This is a genomic window from Brevundimonas sp. (assembly GCF_052436175.1).
Taxonomy (GTDB): domain Bacteria; phylum Pseudomonadota; class Alphaproteobacteria; order Caulobacterales; family Caulobacteraceae; genus Brevundimonas.
The window spans coordinates 83,630-100,404 of record NZ_JBQVNM010000002.1 but is presented as its reverse complement, the minus strand read 5'-3'; the positions used below and the strand labels follow the sequence as shown (position 1 = coordinate 100,404).

At 67.7% G+C, this 16,775-nt stretch carries 12 protein-coding genes; 7 read left to right on the top strand and 5 right to left on the bottom strand.

What is annotated here, in order from left to right:
- From ACT6QK_RS01135 to ACT6QK_RS01115, 5 genes are all read left to right on the top strand, one after another.
- Positions 1-936, top strand: a complete 936-nt coding sequence (locus ACT6QK_RS01135) for a glycosyltransferase family 2 protein (protein WP_444595987.1) — start codon at positions 1-3, stop codon at positions 934-936.
- Positions 933-1,814, top strand: a complete 882-nt coding sequence (locus ACT6QK_RS01130) for a hypothetical protein (protein ID WP_444595986.1) — start codon at positions 933-935, stop codon at positions 1,812-1,814. The genes ACT6QK_RS01135 and ACT6QK_RS01130 overlap by 4 nt, the downstream gene beginning before the upstream one ends.
- 92 nt (positions 1,815-1,906) lie before the next feature.
- Positions 1,907-4,408: a S9 family peptidase gene (locus ACT6QK_RS01125; RefSeq protein WP_444595985.1), complete on the top strand. Its 2,502-nt coding sequence runs from the start codon at positions 1,907-1,909 to the stop codon at positions 4,406-4,408.
- Between the two features lie 110 nt (positions 4,409-4,518).
- A complete protein-coding gene (locus ACT6QK_RS01120) occupies positions 4,519-6,519 on the top strand; it encodes a TonB-dependent receptor plug domain-containing protein (RefSeq protein WP_444595984.1) in 2,001 nt (666 codons plus the stop codon).
- A 160-nt stretch (positions 6,520-6,679) separates the two neighbouring features.
- The gene (locus ACT6QK_RS01115) at positions 6,680-7,750 is read left to right on the top strand and encodes a branched-chain amino acid aminotransferase (RefSeq protein ID WP_444595983.1); all 1,071 of its coding nucleotides are present in this window, start codon (positions 6,680-6,682) and stop codon (positions 7,748-7,750) included.
- Between the two features lie 96 nt (positions 7,751-7,846).
- On the opposite strand, the gene ACT6QK_RS01110 is transcribed toward ACT6QK_RS01115, so the two are convergent.
- Positions 7,847-8,170, bottom strand: a complete 324-nt coding sequence (locus ACT6QK_RS01110) for a hypothetical protein (protein ID WP_444595982.1) — start codon at positions 8,168-8,170, stop codon at positions 7,847-7,849.
- A 136-nt stretch (positions 8,171-8,306) separates the two neighbouring features.
- On the opposite strand from ACT6QK_RS01110, the gene ACT6QK_RS01105 reads away from it, so the two are divergent.
- Positions 8,307-9,083: a transglutaminase-like domain-containing protein gene (locus ACT6QK_RS01105; RefSeq protein ID WP_444595981.1), complete on the top strand. Its 777-nt coding sequence runs from the start codon at positions 8,307-8,309 to the stop codon at positions 9,081-9,083.
- 6 nt (positions 9,084-9,089) lie between these two features.
- Here the strand turns inward: ACT6QK_RS01105 and ACT6QK_RS01100 are convergent, their stop codons facing one another.
- From ACT6QK_RS01100 to ACT6QK_RS01085, 4 genes are all read right to left on the bottom strand, one after another.
- Positions 9,090-10,799, bottom strand: coding sequence for a M1 family metallopeptidase (locus ACT6QK_RS01100; protein WP_444595980.1), 1,710 nt, complete (start codon positions 10,797-10,799; stop codon positions 9,090-9,092).
- Between the two features lie 28 nt (positions 10,800-10,827).
- Positions 10,828-11,493, bottom strand: a complete 666-nt coding sequence (locus ACT6QK_RS01095; RefSeq protein WP_444595979.1) for an exosortase H-associated membrane protein — start codon at positions 11,491-11,493, stop codon at positions 10,828-10,830.
- The gene (gene xrtH, locus ACT6QK_RS01090) at positions 11,490-12,029 is read right to left on the bottom strand and encodes an exosortase H (RefSeq protein WP_444595978.1); all 540 of its coding nucleotides are present in this window, start codon (positions 12,027-12,029) and stop codon (positions 11,490-11,492) included. Before xrtH ends, ACT6QK_RS01095 begins: the two co-directional genes overlap by 4 nt.
- A gap of 537 nt (positions 12,030-12,566) precedes the next feature.
- Complete coding sequence (locus tag ACT6QK_RS01085; protein ID WP_444595977.1) at positions 12,567-13,304, bottom strand: FadR/GntR family transcriptional regulator; 738 nt, start codon at positions 13,302-13,304, stop codon at positions 12,567-12,569.
- A gap of 444 nt (positions 13,305-13,748) precedes the next feature.
- Here ACT6QK_RS01085 and ACT6QK_RS01080 point away from each other — a divergent pair, with 444 nt between their 5' ends.
- Positions 13,749-16,736, top strand: a complete 2,988-nt coding sequence (locus tag ACT6QK_RS01080) for a TonB-dependent receptor (RefSeq protein ID WP_444595976.1) — start codon at positions 13,749-13,751, stop codon at positions 16,734-16,736.
- Positions 16,737-16,775 lie beyond the last annotated feature (39 nt).

Below are 16,775 nucleotides of genomic sequence, written 5' to 3'. Positions count from 1 at the left end.
ATGTCGCCGGCGGTCTCCATCGTCATCCCCACGCGCGGTCGCCCCGGCCCGCTGGCGACGGCCCTGGGCTCGGCTCTGGCCCAGACGGGGGTCGAGGGCGGCTTCGAGGTCGTGGTGGTGGACAACGACGTCTCGCCCACCGCCCGCGACGGCGTCATGGCCTTGTCGGCCGCCACCGCCGTCCTGGTGACTTACATCCACGAAGCCCGCCCCGGCGTGGCTCATGCCCGCAACAGCGGGATCGCCGCCGCCCGCGCCCCCCTGATCGCCTTCCTCGACGACGACGAGGAGGCGCCGCCCCACTGGCTGTCCGCATTGATGAACGTCCAGGCCGCGACCGATGCCGACGTCGTCTTCGGCCCTGTCCGCGGCCGGGCGCCCGAGAGCGTCGGCCGCCATCGCGTCTATCTGGAGCGGTTCTTCTCCCGACTTGGTCCGGATGTATCGGGGCCGATCCCGAACTACTACGGCTGCGGAAACAGCCTGATCCGCCGCGCCGCTTTCCCCGATCCCGCCCAGCCTTTCGACCCCATCCGCAACCTCATCGGCGGTGAGGACGACCTGTTATTCGGCCGGATGCAGGCGGCGGGCGCCCGCTTCGCCTGGGCGGCCGAGGCCTGGGTGCACGAGGACCCCGTCCCGTCACGGCTGAACCTGCGCTATGCGCTCGCCCGCGCCTTCGCCTACGGCCAGGGCCCCAGTTCCCACTGCGCCGCCCAGACCCCGCCGAACTGGCCGGGCGTCATCGGCTGGATGGGGGTCGGCGTCGTCCAGACCGTGATCCACGGCGTCCCGGGTGTCGTCAAATACATCATCGGGGCGCCCGGCGCCGCCGACAGCCTGGACCGCGCCGCGCGGGGACTGGGCAAGACCTTCTGGGGCGGTCCGATGAAGATCGCCTTCTACGGACCCGATTCATCGAGCTACGCGCCATGACCATCATCACCGACTGGACCGCCGAAAAGGCCGCGCGGATGACGCGCGCCAACCTGGCCTTCCAACACAGCCTGCACGAACGGCCGATGTTCGATGACGCAGGCCTGATCTCCCTGCTGGACCGCTATCCGCGCGAGAAACTGGGCGTCTTCACCATGGGTGAGGACCCGGTCGACTGGGGCAGCTGGCGGCGGGGATCTCCCGGCGATCTGTCGGGCGAGCAACTGTTGCGGGCGGCGCAGGAGGGGAGGATCTGGCTCAACCTGCGCCACGCCAACGACTACCTGCCCGAATACGCCGCCCTGGAAGAAGAGATCTTCGCCGAGAAGCGCGACAAGGCGGGCCTTCGCACCTTCAAGCGCGATCTCGGCATGCTGATTTCCTCGGCGAACGCCCAGGTCTTCTATCACCTCGACGTGCCCCTGGTGTCCCTGTGGCAGCTACGCGGCCAGAAGCGGGTCTGGGTCTATCCGGTGGCCGAACCCTGCGTCGGGGCCGAACAGCTGGAGCGGATCGTCCTGCGCGAGACGGCCGAACAGATGGCCTTCGAACCCTCGATGGACGCCGTGGCCGAGGTCTATGACCTGACGCCCGGAAAGATGGTCACCTGGGCCCAGAACGCCCCGCACCGGATCGTCAACGGGCCCATGCTGAACGTGTCGCTGAGCATCGAATTCATGACCCCGGCGGCCCTGATGCGCGCCAACGTCCTCTACGCCAACGGCATGCTGAGAAAGTCCGGCGCCCGTCCCCGCATCCAGACCGCGCCCCATCCGAAGGCCCTGGTCAAGATCGCCTTCGCCCGCGCGGCCAAGGCGGCAGGCGTGTCGAAAACTTTCGAACGCACCCTGCCAGAGACCTTCCGTCTGGAGGCCTGACCGCGGCCCGATCCCGGCTTGACCCCGGTCCTCGTCGCCCCCTAGCTTCCCCGGCCGCGCGTTCTGCGGTGGGGATTTCGGGGCTTTTCGACATGCGTATTCGTTCTCACCGCCGCCCCGCGCCGGCTCTGGTCGCCCTGGCTCTGGCCGTCGGTCTGGCCGGGCCGCAGGTCTTCGTCCCCTCGGCCTGGGCCCAAGCCCCGGCTCAGACGACCGCCGCCGCGCCGGTCTATCAGCAGCCTCCGGCCCCCATCCCCGCCATCCTCGACGCCGCCCCGACGCCCCTGCCCAGCGTCAGCCCGGACCGCAAGACCCTGGCCCTCTTTGAGCGGACCAACCTGCCGCCCATCGCCGAACTGGCCGAGCCCATGCTGCGCCTCGGCGGCTACCGCATCAATCCGCGCAACAACGGCCCGGCCAATAGTCGCGCCTCCTGGCTGACCGGCATCAGCCTTCAGCCGGTCGAGGGCGGCCCGGTGCGTCAGGTCGCCCTGCCCGCCGACGCCCGGTTCCTGTCGCCGTCCTGGTCGCCGGACGGGCGCAGCATCGCCCTGGCCCTGGATCGTCCCACGGGGCTGGAGCTCTGGGTCGTCGACGTCGCCACCGCTCGCGCGCGCAAGCTGACCGAGGCGCGGGTCAACGCCGCCACCGGCGCGGGCGATTCCTGGCTGCCGGACAGTTCGGGCCTGATCGTCCGCCTGACGCCCGCCGATCGCGGCGCCGCTCCGAACACGGACCACGCGCCCACCGGACCGATCGTCGAGGAAAGCCGCGGCCGCACCGCCCCGACCCGCACCTATCAGGACCTGCTGTCCGACGCGGGCGACGAGGCCCTGTTCGACCACTACTTCACCTCCCAGCTGGCGGTCGTGCCCCTGAGCGGCGCGGCGCGGATGATCGGCGCCCCGGGCGTGGTCCTGGGCGCCTCGGCCTCGCCGGACGGGCGCTATCTCCTGCAGACGCGGGTCAAGCGCCCCTACAGCTACAACGTCCCCGCAGCCCTCTTCCCGACCGAGGTGTTCGTCACCGATCTGACCGGCCGCATGGTTCACAGCGTCGCCGACCTGCCTCTGCGCGACGACATTCCCTCGGCCTTCGACGCTGTGGCGACCGGGCCACGCTCGGTCCAGTGGCGCGACGACGCCGATGCGACCCTGGTCTGGGTCGAGGCCCAGGACGGCGGCGACATCCGCCGCGAGGCCGAGGTGCGCGATCGCGTCTTCAGCCTGACCGCCCCCTTCACCGGGACGCCCGCGACCCTGATCGACCTCAAGGAACGCTTCGCCGGCGTGGACTGGGGTGATGCGGACACCGCCATCCTGACCAGCCGCTGGTTCAACACCCGGCACGAGACCCGTTATCTGATCGACCCGTCGAAGCCGGGAACGGGCCGCGTCCTGCTCGAGCGCAACTATCAGGACCGCTACAACGATCCGGGTTCGCCCCTGCTGGAGCCGAACGGCCGGGGCCGCTCCCTGATGCAGTTCATCGACGGCGGTCGCCGCATCCTGACCCAGGGCGCGGGCGCGACGCGTCAGGGCTCCTATCCCTTCCTCGCCGCCATGGACCTGCAGACCGGCCAGAGCGAACGTCTCTGGACCTCCGCGCCCGGCGAATATGAAACCCTTGTCGCCACCCTCGATGACGAGGGCCGTCGCCTGGTCACCCGTCGCGAGACCAAGGTCCTGCCGCCGAACATCCAGATCCGTGATCGGGCGTCCGGCGCCGTGACGCCCCTGACGGCCTTCTCCGATCCGGCCCCGCAACTGGCCAATGTCTCGCGCCGACAGATCACCTACAGCCGCGCCGACGGGGTCCAGCTGTCCGGCACCCTCTATCTGCCGGAGGGCTACGACAAGGACCGCGACGGACCCTTGCCTCTGGTGCTGTGGGCCTCTCCGGCCGAGTTCACCGACGCCGCCGTCGCCGGCCAGGTGGTGGACACCGACAACCGCTTCGTGCGGCCCGGCGGCATCAGCCACCTCTTCCTGCTGACCCAGGGCTATGCCATGCTCGACAACCCGACCATGCCCATCATCGGCAAGGACGGGGCCGAGCCCAACGACACCTACATCGAACAGCTCAAGGCCAACGCCGAGGCGGCGGTCATGGCGGTGGTCGATCTCGGTGTCGCCGACCGCGACCGCATCGCCGTGGGCGGCCACTCCTACGGCGCCTTCATGACCGCCAACCTTCTGGCCCACACCGACCTGTTCCGCACCGGGATCGCGCGGTCGGGCGCCTACAACCGCACCCTGACGCCGTTCGGCTTCCAGTCCGAACAGCGCACCTACTGGGAGGCGCCGGAGACCTACAACGCCATGTCGCCCTTCGCCTTCGCCGACAAGGTCAACGAGCCCATCCTCCTGATCCACGGCCAGGACGACGACAACTCCGGCACCTTCCCGGTCCAGTCGGAGCGTTTCTATGCGGCGCTCAAGGGCAATGGGGCGACCGTCCGCTACGTCGTCCTGCCGCTCGAGGCCCACGGCTATCGCGCCCGCGAATCCGTCGGCCACACCCTCTGGGAGATGACGCGCTGGCTGGACCAGTATGTGAAGACCGCCCCGCCGCGCGGCGGCGCCGCACAATAGGCCGCAGGGGCGGGCCAACCTTCGCCATTGCCAAATCGTCTTCGTTTGTCGAGAGAGCGTCGCCACAATCGGAGGCGGGGATGAGGATCGGGAGGGCAGGGGTTTGGGCCATGGTCGCCGGACTGGCGGCGCCGATCGCCCTGCCGGCCGTCGCTCTGGTCCAGACCGGAGGGCGACTGGACTATCCGGCCGATTTCTTCATGGCCGCCCAGCCCACGACGGCCCTGGACATGATCGCCCGCCTGCCGGGCTTCGTCTTCGATGCGGGCGGCGACGTGCGCGGCCTGTCGGGCGCCCAGGGCAACGTCCTGATCGACGGTCGCCGTCCCGCCAGCAAGTCCGAGGACCTGGAGAGCCTGATCCGGCGCATACCGGCGTCCCAGGTCCTGCGGATCGAGGTCATCCGGGGCGGCGCGCCCGGCATCGACATGCAGGGCCAACCCGTCGTGGCCAACATCGTCCGGCGGCAGGGCGGAACTCTGGAAGGCGCGCTCAGCGCCGGAACCGAGCGGCATGATGACGGCCGCTGGGCCGGCGACCTCGGGCTGGAGCTCAGCCGCAGCCTGCCGGGCGACCGCCGCATCGAGGCCTCGGGCGAACTCTACCGCTACGTCGACGAAGACGCCGGCGACGGCCCGCGCGAGCGGCGCGACCTCTTGGGGGCTCTCATCCGGGCCAGTCAGGCCGACCAGACCGGCGGCGGGGAGGGCGGACGGGTCTCGGCCGCCTGGACCCAGCCTCTGTCGGGCGGAACCCTGTCGGCCAACGGTCTGGTCTCGACCGAAACCTGGGACTGGTCCCTCGACGACCGCCGCACCCACCCCTCGCCCGATCTGTCGCGGGTCATGGAGAACGAGGAGGAGGTCGAGGCCGAACTGGGCGCGAGCTGGGAACGGCCTCTGTCGTCTGGGCGTCTCCAGATCGTCGGCCTGCAACGCTGGGGCGACGAGACCCTGACCTCTTCGTCCGCAGACGCCGATGGCCGCGAACGGTTCGACAGCGAGGAGACGACCGGCGAGAGCATCGGCCGCGTCAGCCTGACCCGCATCCTCTCGCCACGGCTGACGCTGGAAGGCGGGTTGGAGGGCGCCTTCAACTGGCGCGAGGGAAAGGCCGTCGCCGAGGAGGACGGCGTCGAGATCGAACTGCCGTCCTCGGACGTGCGGGTCGAGGAGCGGCGGGCCGAGGTCGCCTTGTCCGCCACCTGGCGTCCGGCCCCGCGCTGGTCGGTCGAGGCGGGCCTGCGGGTCGAGACCTCCGAACTGAGCCAGAGCGGCGAGACCGAGACGGTCCGCGCCCTGACCTACGCCAAGCCGCGCCTCACCACCGTCTGGACCCCGGACGAAGGCAGCGAATGGCGCCTGCGCATCGAACGCGAGGTCGGCCAGCTCGACTTCAGCGACTTCATCACCTCCGCCAGTCTGGACACCGGCCAGGTCTCGGCCGGCAACGCCGATCTCAGGCCCGCCGCCAAATGGGTGGTCGAGGCGGTCTATGAGCGTCGCTTCTGGGGCGAGGGAGCCCTGGCCCTGACCTTGATCAACGAGGCTATCGAGGACGCCATCGACCGCGTGCCGGTGGTCTCGCCGTCGGGCGTGTTCGACGCGCCGGGCAATATCGGCGACGCCGAGCGGCGGGCGGCCCAGGCGCGGTTGACCCTGCCTCTGGGACGGCTCGGCGTCGAGGGCGGCCTGCTCAAGACCTTCGTGGAGGCGGCTCACACGGAGGTGACCGATCCCACCACGGGCGAACGCCGCCGCATGTCCGGCTACGCTCCGTTCGAGGGCGAGGTCGAGTTCAGCCAGGATCTGCCGGCGCGCCGGATGAAATGGGGCGTCTCGGCCTTCTTCGGCTCGCCCTACCGCGAATACCGGTTCGACCAGATCTCCGAAGAGGAAACCGATCCTTGGTGGTCGGCCTTCGCCGAATGGAAGGCGCGGCCCAACCTGGTGCTCAAGTTGCAGGTCGAGAACATCACCGGCCGGGGCTATCGCTTCGATCGGGTGATCCACGACGGCCCCCGCGACGTCTCGCCCGTCGCCGTCGTCGACGCCCGGCGTCAGACCTTCGGCCCCTATGTGGCCCTGCGCCTCAGACGCACCTTCGGTTGATCCGAAAGCGGGTCGGTTCGAGCGCGTTTTCGGCGCTCTGGCGGTAAAACCGTCGTCGAACACCGGGCTTCGACAGAAAAAACGCCTCTGAAGGTCGCCTCGACTGCCGTCGCGCGTTAGAAGCGCCGGAACCGACGCCGCGTCCGAAGGAAGTCCCGCCGTGAACATTCTGCCGCACACCGACCCGACCCCCGCCGACAAGCGCGCGCAACTGATGCTCGACCCCGGCTTCGGCCGCGTGTTCACCGACCATATGGCGACCATCCGCTGGACCACGGCCGACGGCTGGCACGACGCGAAGATCGAGGCCCGCAAGCCCTTCCAGATCGACCCGGCCGCCAGCGTCCTGCACTACGCCCAGGAAATCTTCGAGGGCATGAAGGCCTACAAGGCCGGGAACGGCGTGACCCTGTTCCGTCCACTGGAGAACGCCCGTCGTTTCAATGAATCGGCCGAGCGTCTGGCCATGCCGACGATCCCGGAAGACCTGTTCATCGAGGCCATCGAGGCCCTGGTCCGCACCGACCGCGACTGGATTCCCGAGGGTGAAGGCAGCCTCTATCTGCGTCCCTTCATGATCTCGACCGAGGCCTTCCTCGGGGTGCGTCCGTCCAACGAATACCTGTTCTGCGTCATCGCCTCGCCCGCCGGCGCCTATTTCAAGGGCGGCGCCAAGCCGGTGAAGGTCTGGGTCTCCGACGACTATACCCGCGCGGCCCCCGGCGGCACGGGCGCGGCCAAGTGCGGCGGCAACTACGCCGCCAGCCTGGTGGCCCAGGCCCAGGCCGTGAAGAACGGCTGTGACCAGGTCGTCTTCCTCGACGCCGCCGAGCATCGCTGGGTCGAGGAGCTGGGCGGGATGAACGTCTTCTTCGTCTTCGACGACGGCTCCATGCGCACCCCGCCGCTGGGCACCATCCTGCCCGGCATCACCCGCGCCTCGATCCTGACCCTGGCGCGTGATGCGGGCATCGCCATCGAGGAGGCGCCCTACAGCTTCGACGAATGGAAGGCCGACGCCGCCTCGGGTCGCCTGAAGGAGGTCTTCGCCTGCGGCACCGCCGCCGTCGTCGCCGCCATCGGCGAAATCCGCTTCACCGGCGGGACGCAGCAGATCGGCGACGGCCAGGACGGCCCGGTGACCCGGCGCCTGCGCGCCCAGCTGACCGGCCTGCAGAGGGGAACCGAGGCCGATCCCCACAACTGGCGCCACGCCATCGACATGGGCTGACGCAGGCGCTTACGGCGACCTGAAGGCAGGGGGTCGCCGCCTCGCTTCTCACACCCCAGCCGGCACGTCGCCAGCGCTACATCGGACCGTGAAGTCTCAGTAGGCCGGCGGGGTCTTGGGGCCGGACAGGCTGTTGGGCAGCTCAGGCAGACCCTGCATTCGCCGCAGCATGTCGCGGCTCTCGGCCTGGTTGGCGGCTGTGCTGCGGGGCGAGCGACAGACGCGAACCGGGAACCGCGACCCCGTGACCGGCTCCATGCGACAAACCCGCTCGGGCTGCGCCTCTTCCTCGGCCGTCAGGGGCGTGCGCAGGTTGGCGCCGGCGCTCATCCGGACGCCGTCTTCCGCAGCGGGCGGAGCGGTCGTGCCCGGCAGGGTGTGGGCCTGAAGCAGGGCGGTGGCGAGAAGGACGGTCAGCATGGCGGCGCTCCGATGGGGCTCTGGAGCCCGACTATCGGAGAACCCTGGTCGGCCTGTCAAATCTCGCCGGCCGTAATCGGAACCGGGACTGCGGCGAGCCGTTGACGGAAGCTCTCCAACCCTGCATGGGCGGTCGATGAAACTGCGTGTCCGCTCCGAACTGGTCTATCGCTTCGACCCCCCCACGGACGCCATCTATCTGATCAAGGTCGCCGACTGGCCGGGCCAGACCCTGATCGACGAAACCCTGACCAGCGACCCGACGTTCGACTTCCACGAGGATGTCGATCCCGATTTCGGCGCCCGCACCCTGCGATGCCATCTGGAGGGGGAGGTGGCCCTGACCTACGAAGCCACCGTGGACAACGGCAAGCTTCTGGGTCTGCCGCCGGGCGTCAGCCAGCACGACTGGAACGACCTGCCGGCCGAGGTGCTGATCTACACCCGCCCCAGCCGCTACTGTCCGTCCGACCAGTTCGGCCGCTTCGTCCAGCGCAGCTTCGGCGACACCTCGGGCGGGGCGCGGGTCCTGGCCATCCTCGAGTGGATCCGCGACAACGTCGACTATGAACACGGCGTCTCGGACACCGAGACCACGGCCGCCCGGACCTTCATCGACCGGGCCGGGGTGTGCCGCGACTTCACCCATCTGGGCATCACCCTGTGCCGGGCGTCCGGCATTCCGGCCCGCGCGGTCAGCGCCTACGCCCACGAGCTTCAGCCGCCGGACTTCCACGCCGTGTTCGAGGTCTACCTGGACGGCGGCTGGTGGCTGATCGACCCCACGGGCCTGGCGCCCATCGAGGGTCTGGTGCGCATCGCCAGCGGTCGCGACGCCGCCGACATCGCCTTTCTGACCACCCAGGGGACCTGCGAACTGGTCAGCCAGTCGGTGACCGTGACCCTGGCCTGAGAGGACTCATCCGCCGCCGCGCTCGCGTGCCTTGTAGGCGTCGATGAAGTCGAGCTGGCGCAGCAGCTTGTTGTGCGGGTCCAGCAGGATGTGAGCCCCCGCCCGCGCCGGGAAGCGCGTTGATCCCGACGCCATATCCAGCACCCGCAACCGTCCGTCCACCTCGACCTCGACCGGCATGGGGAAGGTGCCGGCCGTGTCGGCCCAGGCCACCGTCGCCCGGTCGCCCTCGCGCGTCAGAACCAGCCGGGGCAGGGCGGCCTGATAGACATAGGCGGCGAAGAACCAGCCCAGATCACGCCCGGCCTCTTCATTGACGATGCGGATGAAGTCGGGCGTCGTGCGGTAGACCGGCCGGAAATTGCCCGGCCTCGGATCGGCCCGATCGTAGACGAGCCGGGTCAGGCTGCGGAAGAAGGCCTCGTCCCCGATCAGCAGCCTCAGGGAATGGGCGACCAGGGCGCCCTTGTAGTAGAGATCCAGCCCCGGCCCGGTCGCATCCGAATAGACCGTCCCGGAATCCTGCGCCCGCCCCGAGACCAGCGGAAACCGGTTCGACAGCGACTTCCGCATCTCCGCCAGCTCCGCCTCCATGTAGCGGTCGCCGTTCAACCAGCGGGCGTAGAGGGGCTGCATGTAGCTGCCCAGCCCCTCATGCAGCCACATGTCGTCCCAGGTGGCGTTGGTCATCTGGTTGCCGAACCACTCGTGGGCCAGTTCGTGCTGCAGCAGCCAGTCATAGCCCTTGCCGTCCAGCTTGTAGCCATTGCCGTAGGCGTTGATGGTCTGGTGCTCCATGCCCAGGTGCGGCGTCTCCACCACCCCCATCTTCTCGTCGCCGAACGGGAAGGGACCGACGGTCGCCTCGTAGAAGTCCAGCATCTTCGGAAACTCGGCGAACAGGGCCTCGGGCCGTCCAGCCGGCGCGGTCGGCAGATGCCAGAACCGCATCGGCACCACATTGCCGAACCGGCTGCGATAGTCGCCCGACAGTTCCACGTAGGGGCCGATGTTCAGGGCGATCGCATAGGTGTTGGCGTCGCGCGCGGTCCAGTTCCAGGTCGTGGTCCCGTCGCCGTTGTCTGTCTTGCCAAGGAAACGGCCATTGGACGGCGCCGACAGGTCCGAGGGGACGGTGATATGCAGGTCGACGCGCCCCGGCTCGCCCTGCGGATGGTCGATGCAGGGCCAGAACAGGTCGCAGCCCGCGCCCTGAACCGCCGTGGCGATCCAGGGCTTGCCGTCCGGCGTCGTGGACCAGACGAAGCCGCCGTCCCACGGGGCGTTCTTCGCCTGATGCGGCGCCCCGTCATAGACGATCCGGAGGCGCGTCGACTGGCCGGCCTGCAGTTCGCGGCCGAGATCGATCCAGAGACGGCCGTCCTCCTGACGCCAGTCGTCGTCGGCCGACAGTTCGACCCCGTCCACGACGATAGACCGGATGGTGAAGACGCCGTCCAATTCCAGCGGCAGCCAGTGCAGGGTCGCGGTGGCGGTGAAGTCGAGCGTCGCGGCCCCCTCGATCCGCTTCTGGTCGGGCAGGACCCGGATCGACAGATCGGCCCGGTCGAACCGGACCTGCACCTGTTCCGGCGCGCGCTCCGTCCCCGTGGTCAGGGTGAAGGCGCTGCTGGCGGGGGGACAGGCGACGGTCTGCGCAGACGTCGCTTGCGCCGACGCGATCAACAACAGGCTCAAAACTGCAGCGCGGATCAACGACGCCTCCGAAACACCCAGCGTCTGTCTAGCGCGATGCGTCGGCGTCCGAACCGGAAAAATCACCCAGCAGCGCCTGTCTTCCCTGGGGATTGAGGCATCCCCACAGCACCAGGGCGGCGAACAGGGGGGCGATGGTGAAGGTCACATACCGACCGATCACCGCCACCTGCGCCAGAAGCGGGTTCAACGGCTCGGAGGTCACCAGCGTCGCGCCGGCGCTCGACGCCGCCAAGGCCGGGTTCAACATCGGCGCCAACGATCCCCAGGTAAAGACAGCGACCGAGACGACGAACAGGACCGATAACGCCAGCACACCGATCAAGGCCGAAAGCCACAGCCTGGCCGAACGCGGCGGCGCGATCATTAGGGCGGCGAAGAAGGGAAACGACAGCAGAAAGCGCCGTAGTTCTCCGCCTGAGACGGTCAGGGCGAAGTCGCCGCCGCCGACCTGGGTCAGTCCGGTCGCGATGATCCAGCCGCCCTGCGCATTGACCGAAATCTGGCCCGGCAGTCCGAACAGACCCGCGACCACGGCCGCCAGAGGACGCAGGATCGCCGCCATCGCGCCCGCGCCCCAGATCCACCACAGGGGCAAGAGCACGACCAGGGCGACCAGGGCCCAAAGACCGAACCGGCGCCGCTCGCTTTCCTCAGGCGTCGATGCCTTTATTCGATCCAGCAAGCCCGTCATGCTGCGGCCTCCTCGGCCCTGGCCCTGTCCGCATCCGCTCTACGCCCCTGCCAGCGCGCCCAGAACAGGAAGACCAGCAGGCCCTCCAGACCGATCATCGCGTCCCACACATAGATGTGGAAGAACTCGAACACCTCGGCCGACCCGCGCGACAGGTACAACAGGCTGATGATCCGCAGCAGGTTGACGGCCTGCAGGGCGACCACGCCGGCCACGGCGCCGATCAGGCAGTATTTGAACTTCGCCGGGAAGGTGATGATGGCCGCGACCAGCAGGGCGCAGACCTCCACCGCATTGCAGCCCGCCAACACCCGCACGGCCCCCCGCCCGTCCGTGAAGCGCAGGATGTCGCCCACCGCCTCCACCCGCCCGTCGAACGGCGCCAGCAGGATCACGCAGACATGCACCAACCCCTGAGTGAAGGGCTGGACGAACATCTTCGTCGCCCACGGCGTCGCCAGAACGCTGAACAGGCCGAGCGTCACCAGCCCGAACATCAGCAGATACTGGACCGCCGGATTTTTGAGAAACTTCAAGGTAAGCCGCCCCCGACTGCACGAATCCTTTCTTGAGGCCCAAGCGCCGTCGGAGCAAGTGCGGCTTAGTCGCGATCCCGGAGAGACTCGAACCCCCGACGTCGAATGCACAACGGTCCGTATCGCAGTAGAGGTAGCCGAAACTGCTCTGTCCGTCGCGATAAACCATTGGGGCGGTTGATGAATTTGGGCCGACCCAATACCGGCCCCATGAGCTTGGTCACTACGGCGAAGGAAATCGCGGGTGTCCACAAGGGACTCCGAGACATTAGCAGGAGCTGTCGGGAAGCGGGTTTCGACGGCCGTGTCGACGTAGCGGTTCGTCGGCGGGAATCCCCTCTGCGCGCTGGGCGAGGGGCGCAAATCGGGCAGTCTGAATGGGAGTCCCAAGACTGTCGAAAGGCGGATGACGAAGGCTTTGGCCTGGTGCGCCCGCCCAGCTTCGGAAGTAGCCTTCACACCTTTTATCGGTGCGCGAGATTTGGCGTCGGTCGAGGCGGGGGAATGACTTGGCTTTCGAGAAAGCCGGCATGGGTTCTAGGTTCTCGTGGTCGCCAGGAATCGCATCCGATCCTGTTCGGTGCGTTGACGGACCTCCTCCATGGCGGCGGACTCCGTCGCTTCGAGCATGGCTTCGAACAGGCGATGGAAATGCTGCCGCATCGCGTTGCGCGAGGCCTGGGGGTCGCGTTGACGAAGGGCGGCCAGGATTTCCGCATGCTCGTGGGTGCGGGCCTGGCTGTCGTTGTGGCAAACCCGGCCATAGACCTGGCGGACCTGAGGCAGCTCGTTGCGGATCCGCCAGATCAGGGACACGCAGTGTTCTAGGACAGGATTGCCGCCGATCCGTGCGATGGCGAGGTGAAACTCCTGGTCCGCCAGGGCGGCGCTTTCCGCAGATATTCCTTCGGCGGACATAGCCAGGATGAGTTCTTCGAGGGCCAGCAGATCGTCCTCGGTGATGTGCGCCGCCGCCAGGGCGGCGGCCTCCGCCTCGATGATCGCCCGAGCCGCCGTGAGATCGAAAGCGGTGACCTGGGGCAGGGCGGACAAGGCCTGTCCTTGCTGCACGTAGACGCCTGACCCGGTGCGGATGCTGATCCAGCCCTGGGCCTCGAGCGCGATCTCGGCCTCCCGGATGGTGACCCGACTGACGCCCAGCCGCTCGGCAAGATCGCGCTCGCCCGGCAAGCGTGATCCGACCGGATACTCGCCAGACTCGATCATCGCCCGGATCTGGTTCGCAACCGTCTGATAAAGGCGGGGTTCAGCCATCTGGGTGGTCTGTCCTTGTGGTCTGGCGCGTCGCAGCTCGGTGCCACCGCACGGCCCGCCAAGGGCGACGACGGTCGTGGCGCGTATTGGCGGCGACGAAAGGCGGCGTCTTGGCAGACCTCGCAGCCTGATATTGGCGGACCTCTATGTCAACCAATGTCTGGCCATCATGTCGGGGGCTTGCGAGTAAGAGGGACAGCTCTAGCCGCCCGCAAACAACGGACTCACGACAGTTTCAAGGTCCACCCTCGGCACAATGCTGTAGCGCGACCGCCTAAACTGGTTGACCAATTGGTCCGGTAAAAGGTCTGCCTATTGCCGCGAAATAGGTTGACATGATCTCCAGGCCAATCCAGCTTCCTGCCAACGATAAAAATGCCATGGGAGGCGATGATGACGCGGTTGGGACTCGCGAGTTCGCGGGCGAATTCTCACAAGGCCCGAATGACGGTCCTCATGGCCAGCACGGCGATCCTTATCGCCGGGCCCGCCCTGGCCCAGACGGCGCCGACGCAGGAGCCGACTGAGGGAGAGGTCGACCAGGTCGAAGAGATCGTCGTCACCGGCATTCGCGCCTCCCTGCAGAGCGCGCTCTCCCAGAAGCGCAACGCCGACAATCTGGTCGAGGTCATCGAGGCCGAGGACATCGGCAAGCTGCCCGACCAGAACCTGGCCGAGGTGCTGGAGAACGTCACCGGCATCCAGATCACGCGTGAGGCCGGCGTCGGCCGCGGCGTGCAGATCCGGGGCACGGACGCCAACCGGGTCGAAATCAACGGCGTGTCCACGGTCGGCTCAGGATCGGGGCGGTCGGGCATCAGTTTCGACGACCTGGCGGCCTCAATGATCAGTTCCGTCGAGGTGACCAAGGTGTCCGAGGCCGCGACGATCGAAGGCTCGGTCGGCGGCACCATCAATCTCAAGACCATCCGGCCGCTGACCCTGTCAGAGCCGCTCTTCGCCTTCCGCGCCCAGTCCGAATACAGCGACCTGTCCGATACTTTGACGCCGCGATATTCGGGCACCGTCGGCAAACGGTGGGAGACCGGGATCGGCCAGATCGGCCTGGTCGGCAGCTTCAGCTACGCCGAACAGGACGTGGCCGCCTTCCGCCCGCGTGTCGACCGCGACGCCGTGGTGACCCCGACCTCGGGCCGGGCCAGCGCGGAGGCCTTCCCTTTCCTGCGCATCCAGTTCTTCAACCAGGACTATGACAACTTCGAATACGAGACGAAGAACTTCGCGGGATCCGCGGAGTGGAAGCCCAACGACAAGCTGCGCTTCTATTTCGACGCCGTCCTGAACGACCAGGAACGGGCCGAGCAGAGTTCGACGGTCCAGATCTCGACGGTCTCGGACAATGGCGTCGTCGACAACACCGACAACACGGCCTTCGAAACCGTCAACCTGGGCACGGCCAACGGCCCCAACGGCGACATCGACCTCGGCTCGGTGCAGGCGACGGTCGCGGGCATCATCCAGCCCCGGCTGAACGGCAACCTGGCACCCTATCTGCGCACGACCAGCGACACGGGCTCGCGCGTCACCGAAAGCCGGGTCTTCGCCTTCGGTAGCGAATGGAAGGGCGAGCGGCTGTCGCTTCGGGGCGAGGCCTCGATCTCGACGTCGGATTCCGTGTTGCCGAGCTTCAACACGACCCTGGAGTTCGTGAACCCCAACGCCCCCCGGCCGACCGCCGGGGTGACCCTGGCCAATGGCGTGCCGATCGAGTTCGACCTGAGGGGAGACACCCTGCAATTCGGCATCGCTCAGGGCCTGCCCACGACCCCGACGGCGGCGATGCTGCTCGATCCGGCCAACTATCGGCTGCAGCAGGTGGCCCAGTCCCGCAGTCTGAGGGAAAACGAGGAGAAGGCTTTCCGGGTCGATGCCTCCTATGACACCTATGACCTCTTGCCGTTCATCAGTTCGATCGACGCGGGCCTGCGCTGGAACGAGACCAGCGTTCTGAACGACAACGTCACCGGCACGACGGGCTTCACCAACATCAGCACGTCCTTCTTCCGCCCGAGCGGGGACCGGTTCGCCAACCTCCTGATTGCGGGGCCTGACAACTTCAACGCCGCCGACGACCGGCGCCTGTATTTCCCGAACTTCCTCATCATCGACGGCGCACGGGCGTTCCGCGACCCGGCCGGCACCCTTGCGGCGCTCAATGCGGCGATCGCGGCGAGCAACGCCGCCAATGGGTCGAACATCGCCCAGATCGGCGTGCCGACATCACAGGCCAGCGCCTTCTTCGAGATCACCGAAAACACCTCGGCGGCCTATCTGCAGGCCAATTTCGACACCGACGCCCTCGGCGTGCCGGTGCGGGGAAACCTCGGCGTCCGCTATGTGACCACGGATCTGAACTCGGTCGGCAACACGATCGCGACGGGCGGCGTCACCACGCGGGCCGAGAACGAGGCCTCCTATGAATTCTGGCTGCCGCGCTTCAACCTCGTGGTCGAGCCGGCCGAGGATGTGATCATCCGAGGCGGGATCGCGCGCGACATCCGCCGGCCCGACTTCAACAACCTGTCCTCGTCGGTGACCTTCGCGACGAGCGAGAACACGGCGGTGGTGCGCGGCAATCCCGATCTTCAGCCCGAAGCGGTGCTGTCGTTCGACCTCTCGGCCGAATACTATTTCGCGCCCTCGAGCCTGGTGAGCATCGGGGTCTTCCACAAGGTGCGCGACAACCTGTTCGCCAGCGTGACGGAAAGCCCGCCGGACAACGCCGTGGGCGGCGTGGTGAACCGCAGCCGGGACCAGGCCTGCCCGGGCGGCGGCATCTACAACCCGATCGCCATCATCAACCAGAACAACCCGGCGCGCGGGCAGGTGGGGATCTGCGTGCCCCTGACCTCGACCTTCAACGTGGAGGGCGAGACGACCCAGACCGGCGTCGAACTGGCGTTGCAGTATGACCTGTCCCAATGGGAAGACCGGCTGGGCTGGGCCTCCGGCTTCGGCTTCATCGGCAACTTCACCTACCAGGAGACGGGCGGCAATGTGCAGAACTACCGCACCATCGGCCTGACCCGAAACACGACGCGGGATCTCGGCTTCAACCCCCTGCCTCAGGATCTGATCGAGCTGGAGAACCTGTCGAAGTATTCCTACAACGCCACCCTCTACTTCGAGCGGGACGGGCTGAGCGCGCGGATGCGCTACACATGGCGCTCGGACTTCCTCAACACGGAAGCCTTCACCTCGGCCTTTGACGTGCCGCGTGTCAGCGACGACCGGGGTCAGCTGAACGCCAGCGTCAACTACGACATCACCCCCTGGGCCAGCATCGGCATCGAGGCGATCAACCTGACGCGCGAGGACGCCAATGAATACTGCATCAATGACGACGCCCTGCTTTGCTACAACGGCCTGACCGACCGTCGGGTGACCGCGGGCCTGAGCCTCCGGTTCTGATGATCGCTCCGTCTTCATCCCGCACGAGGGCGGCTATGG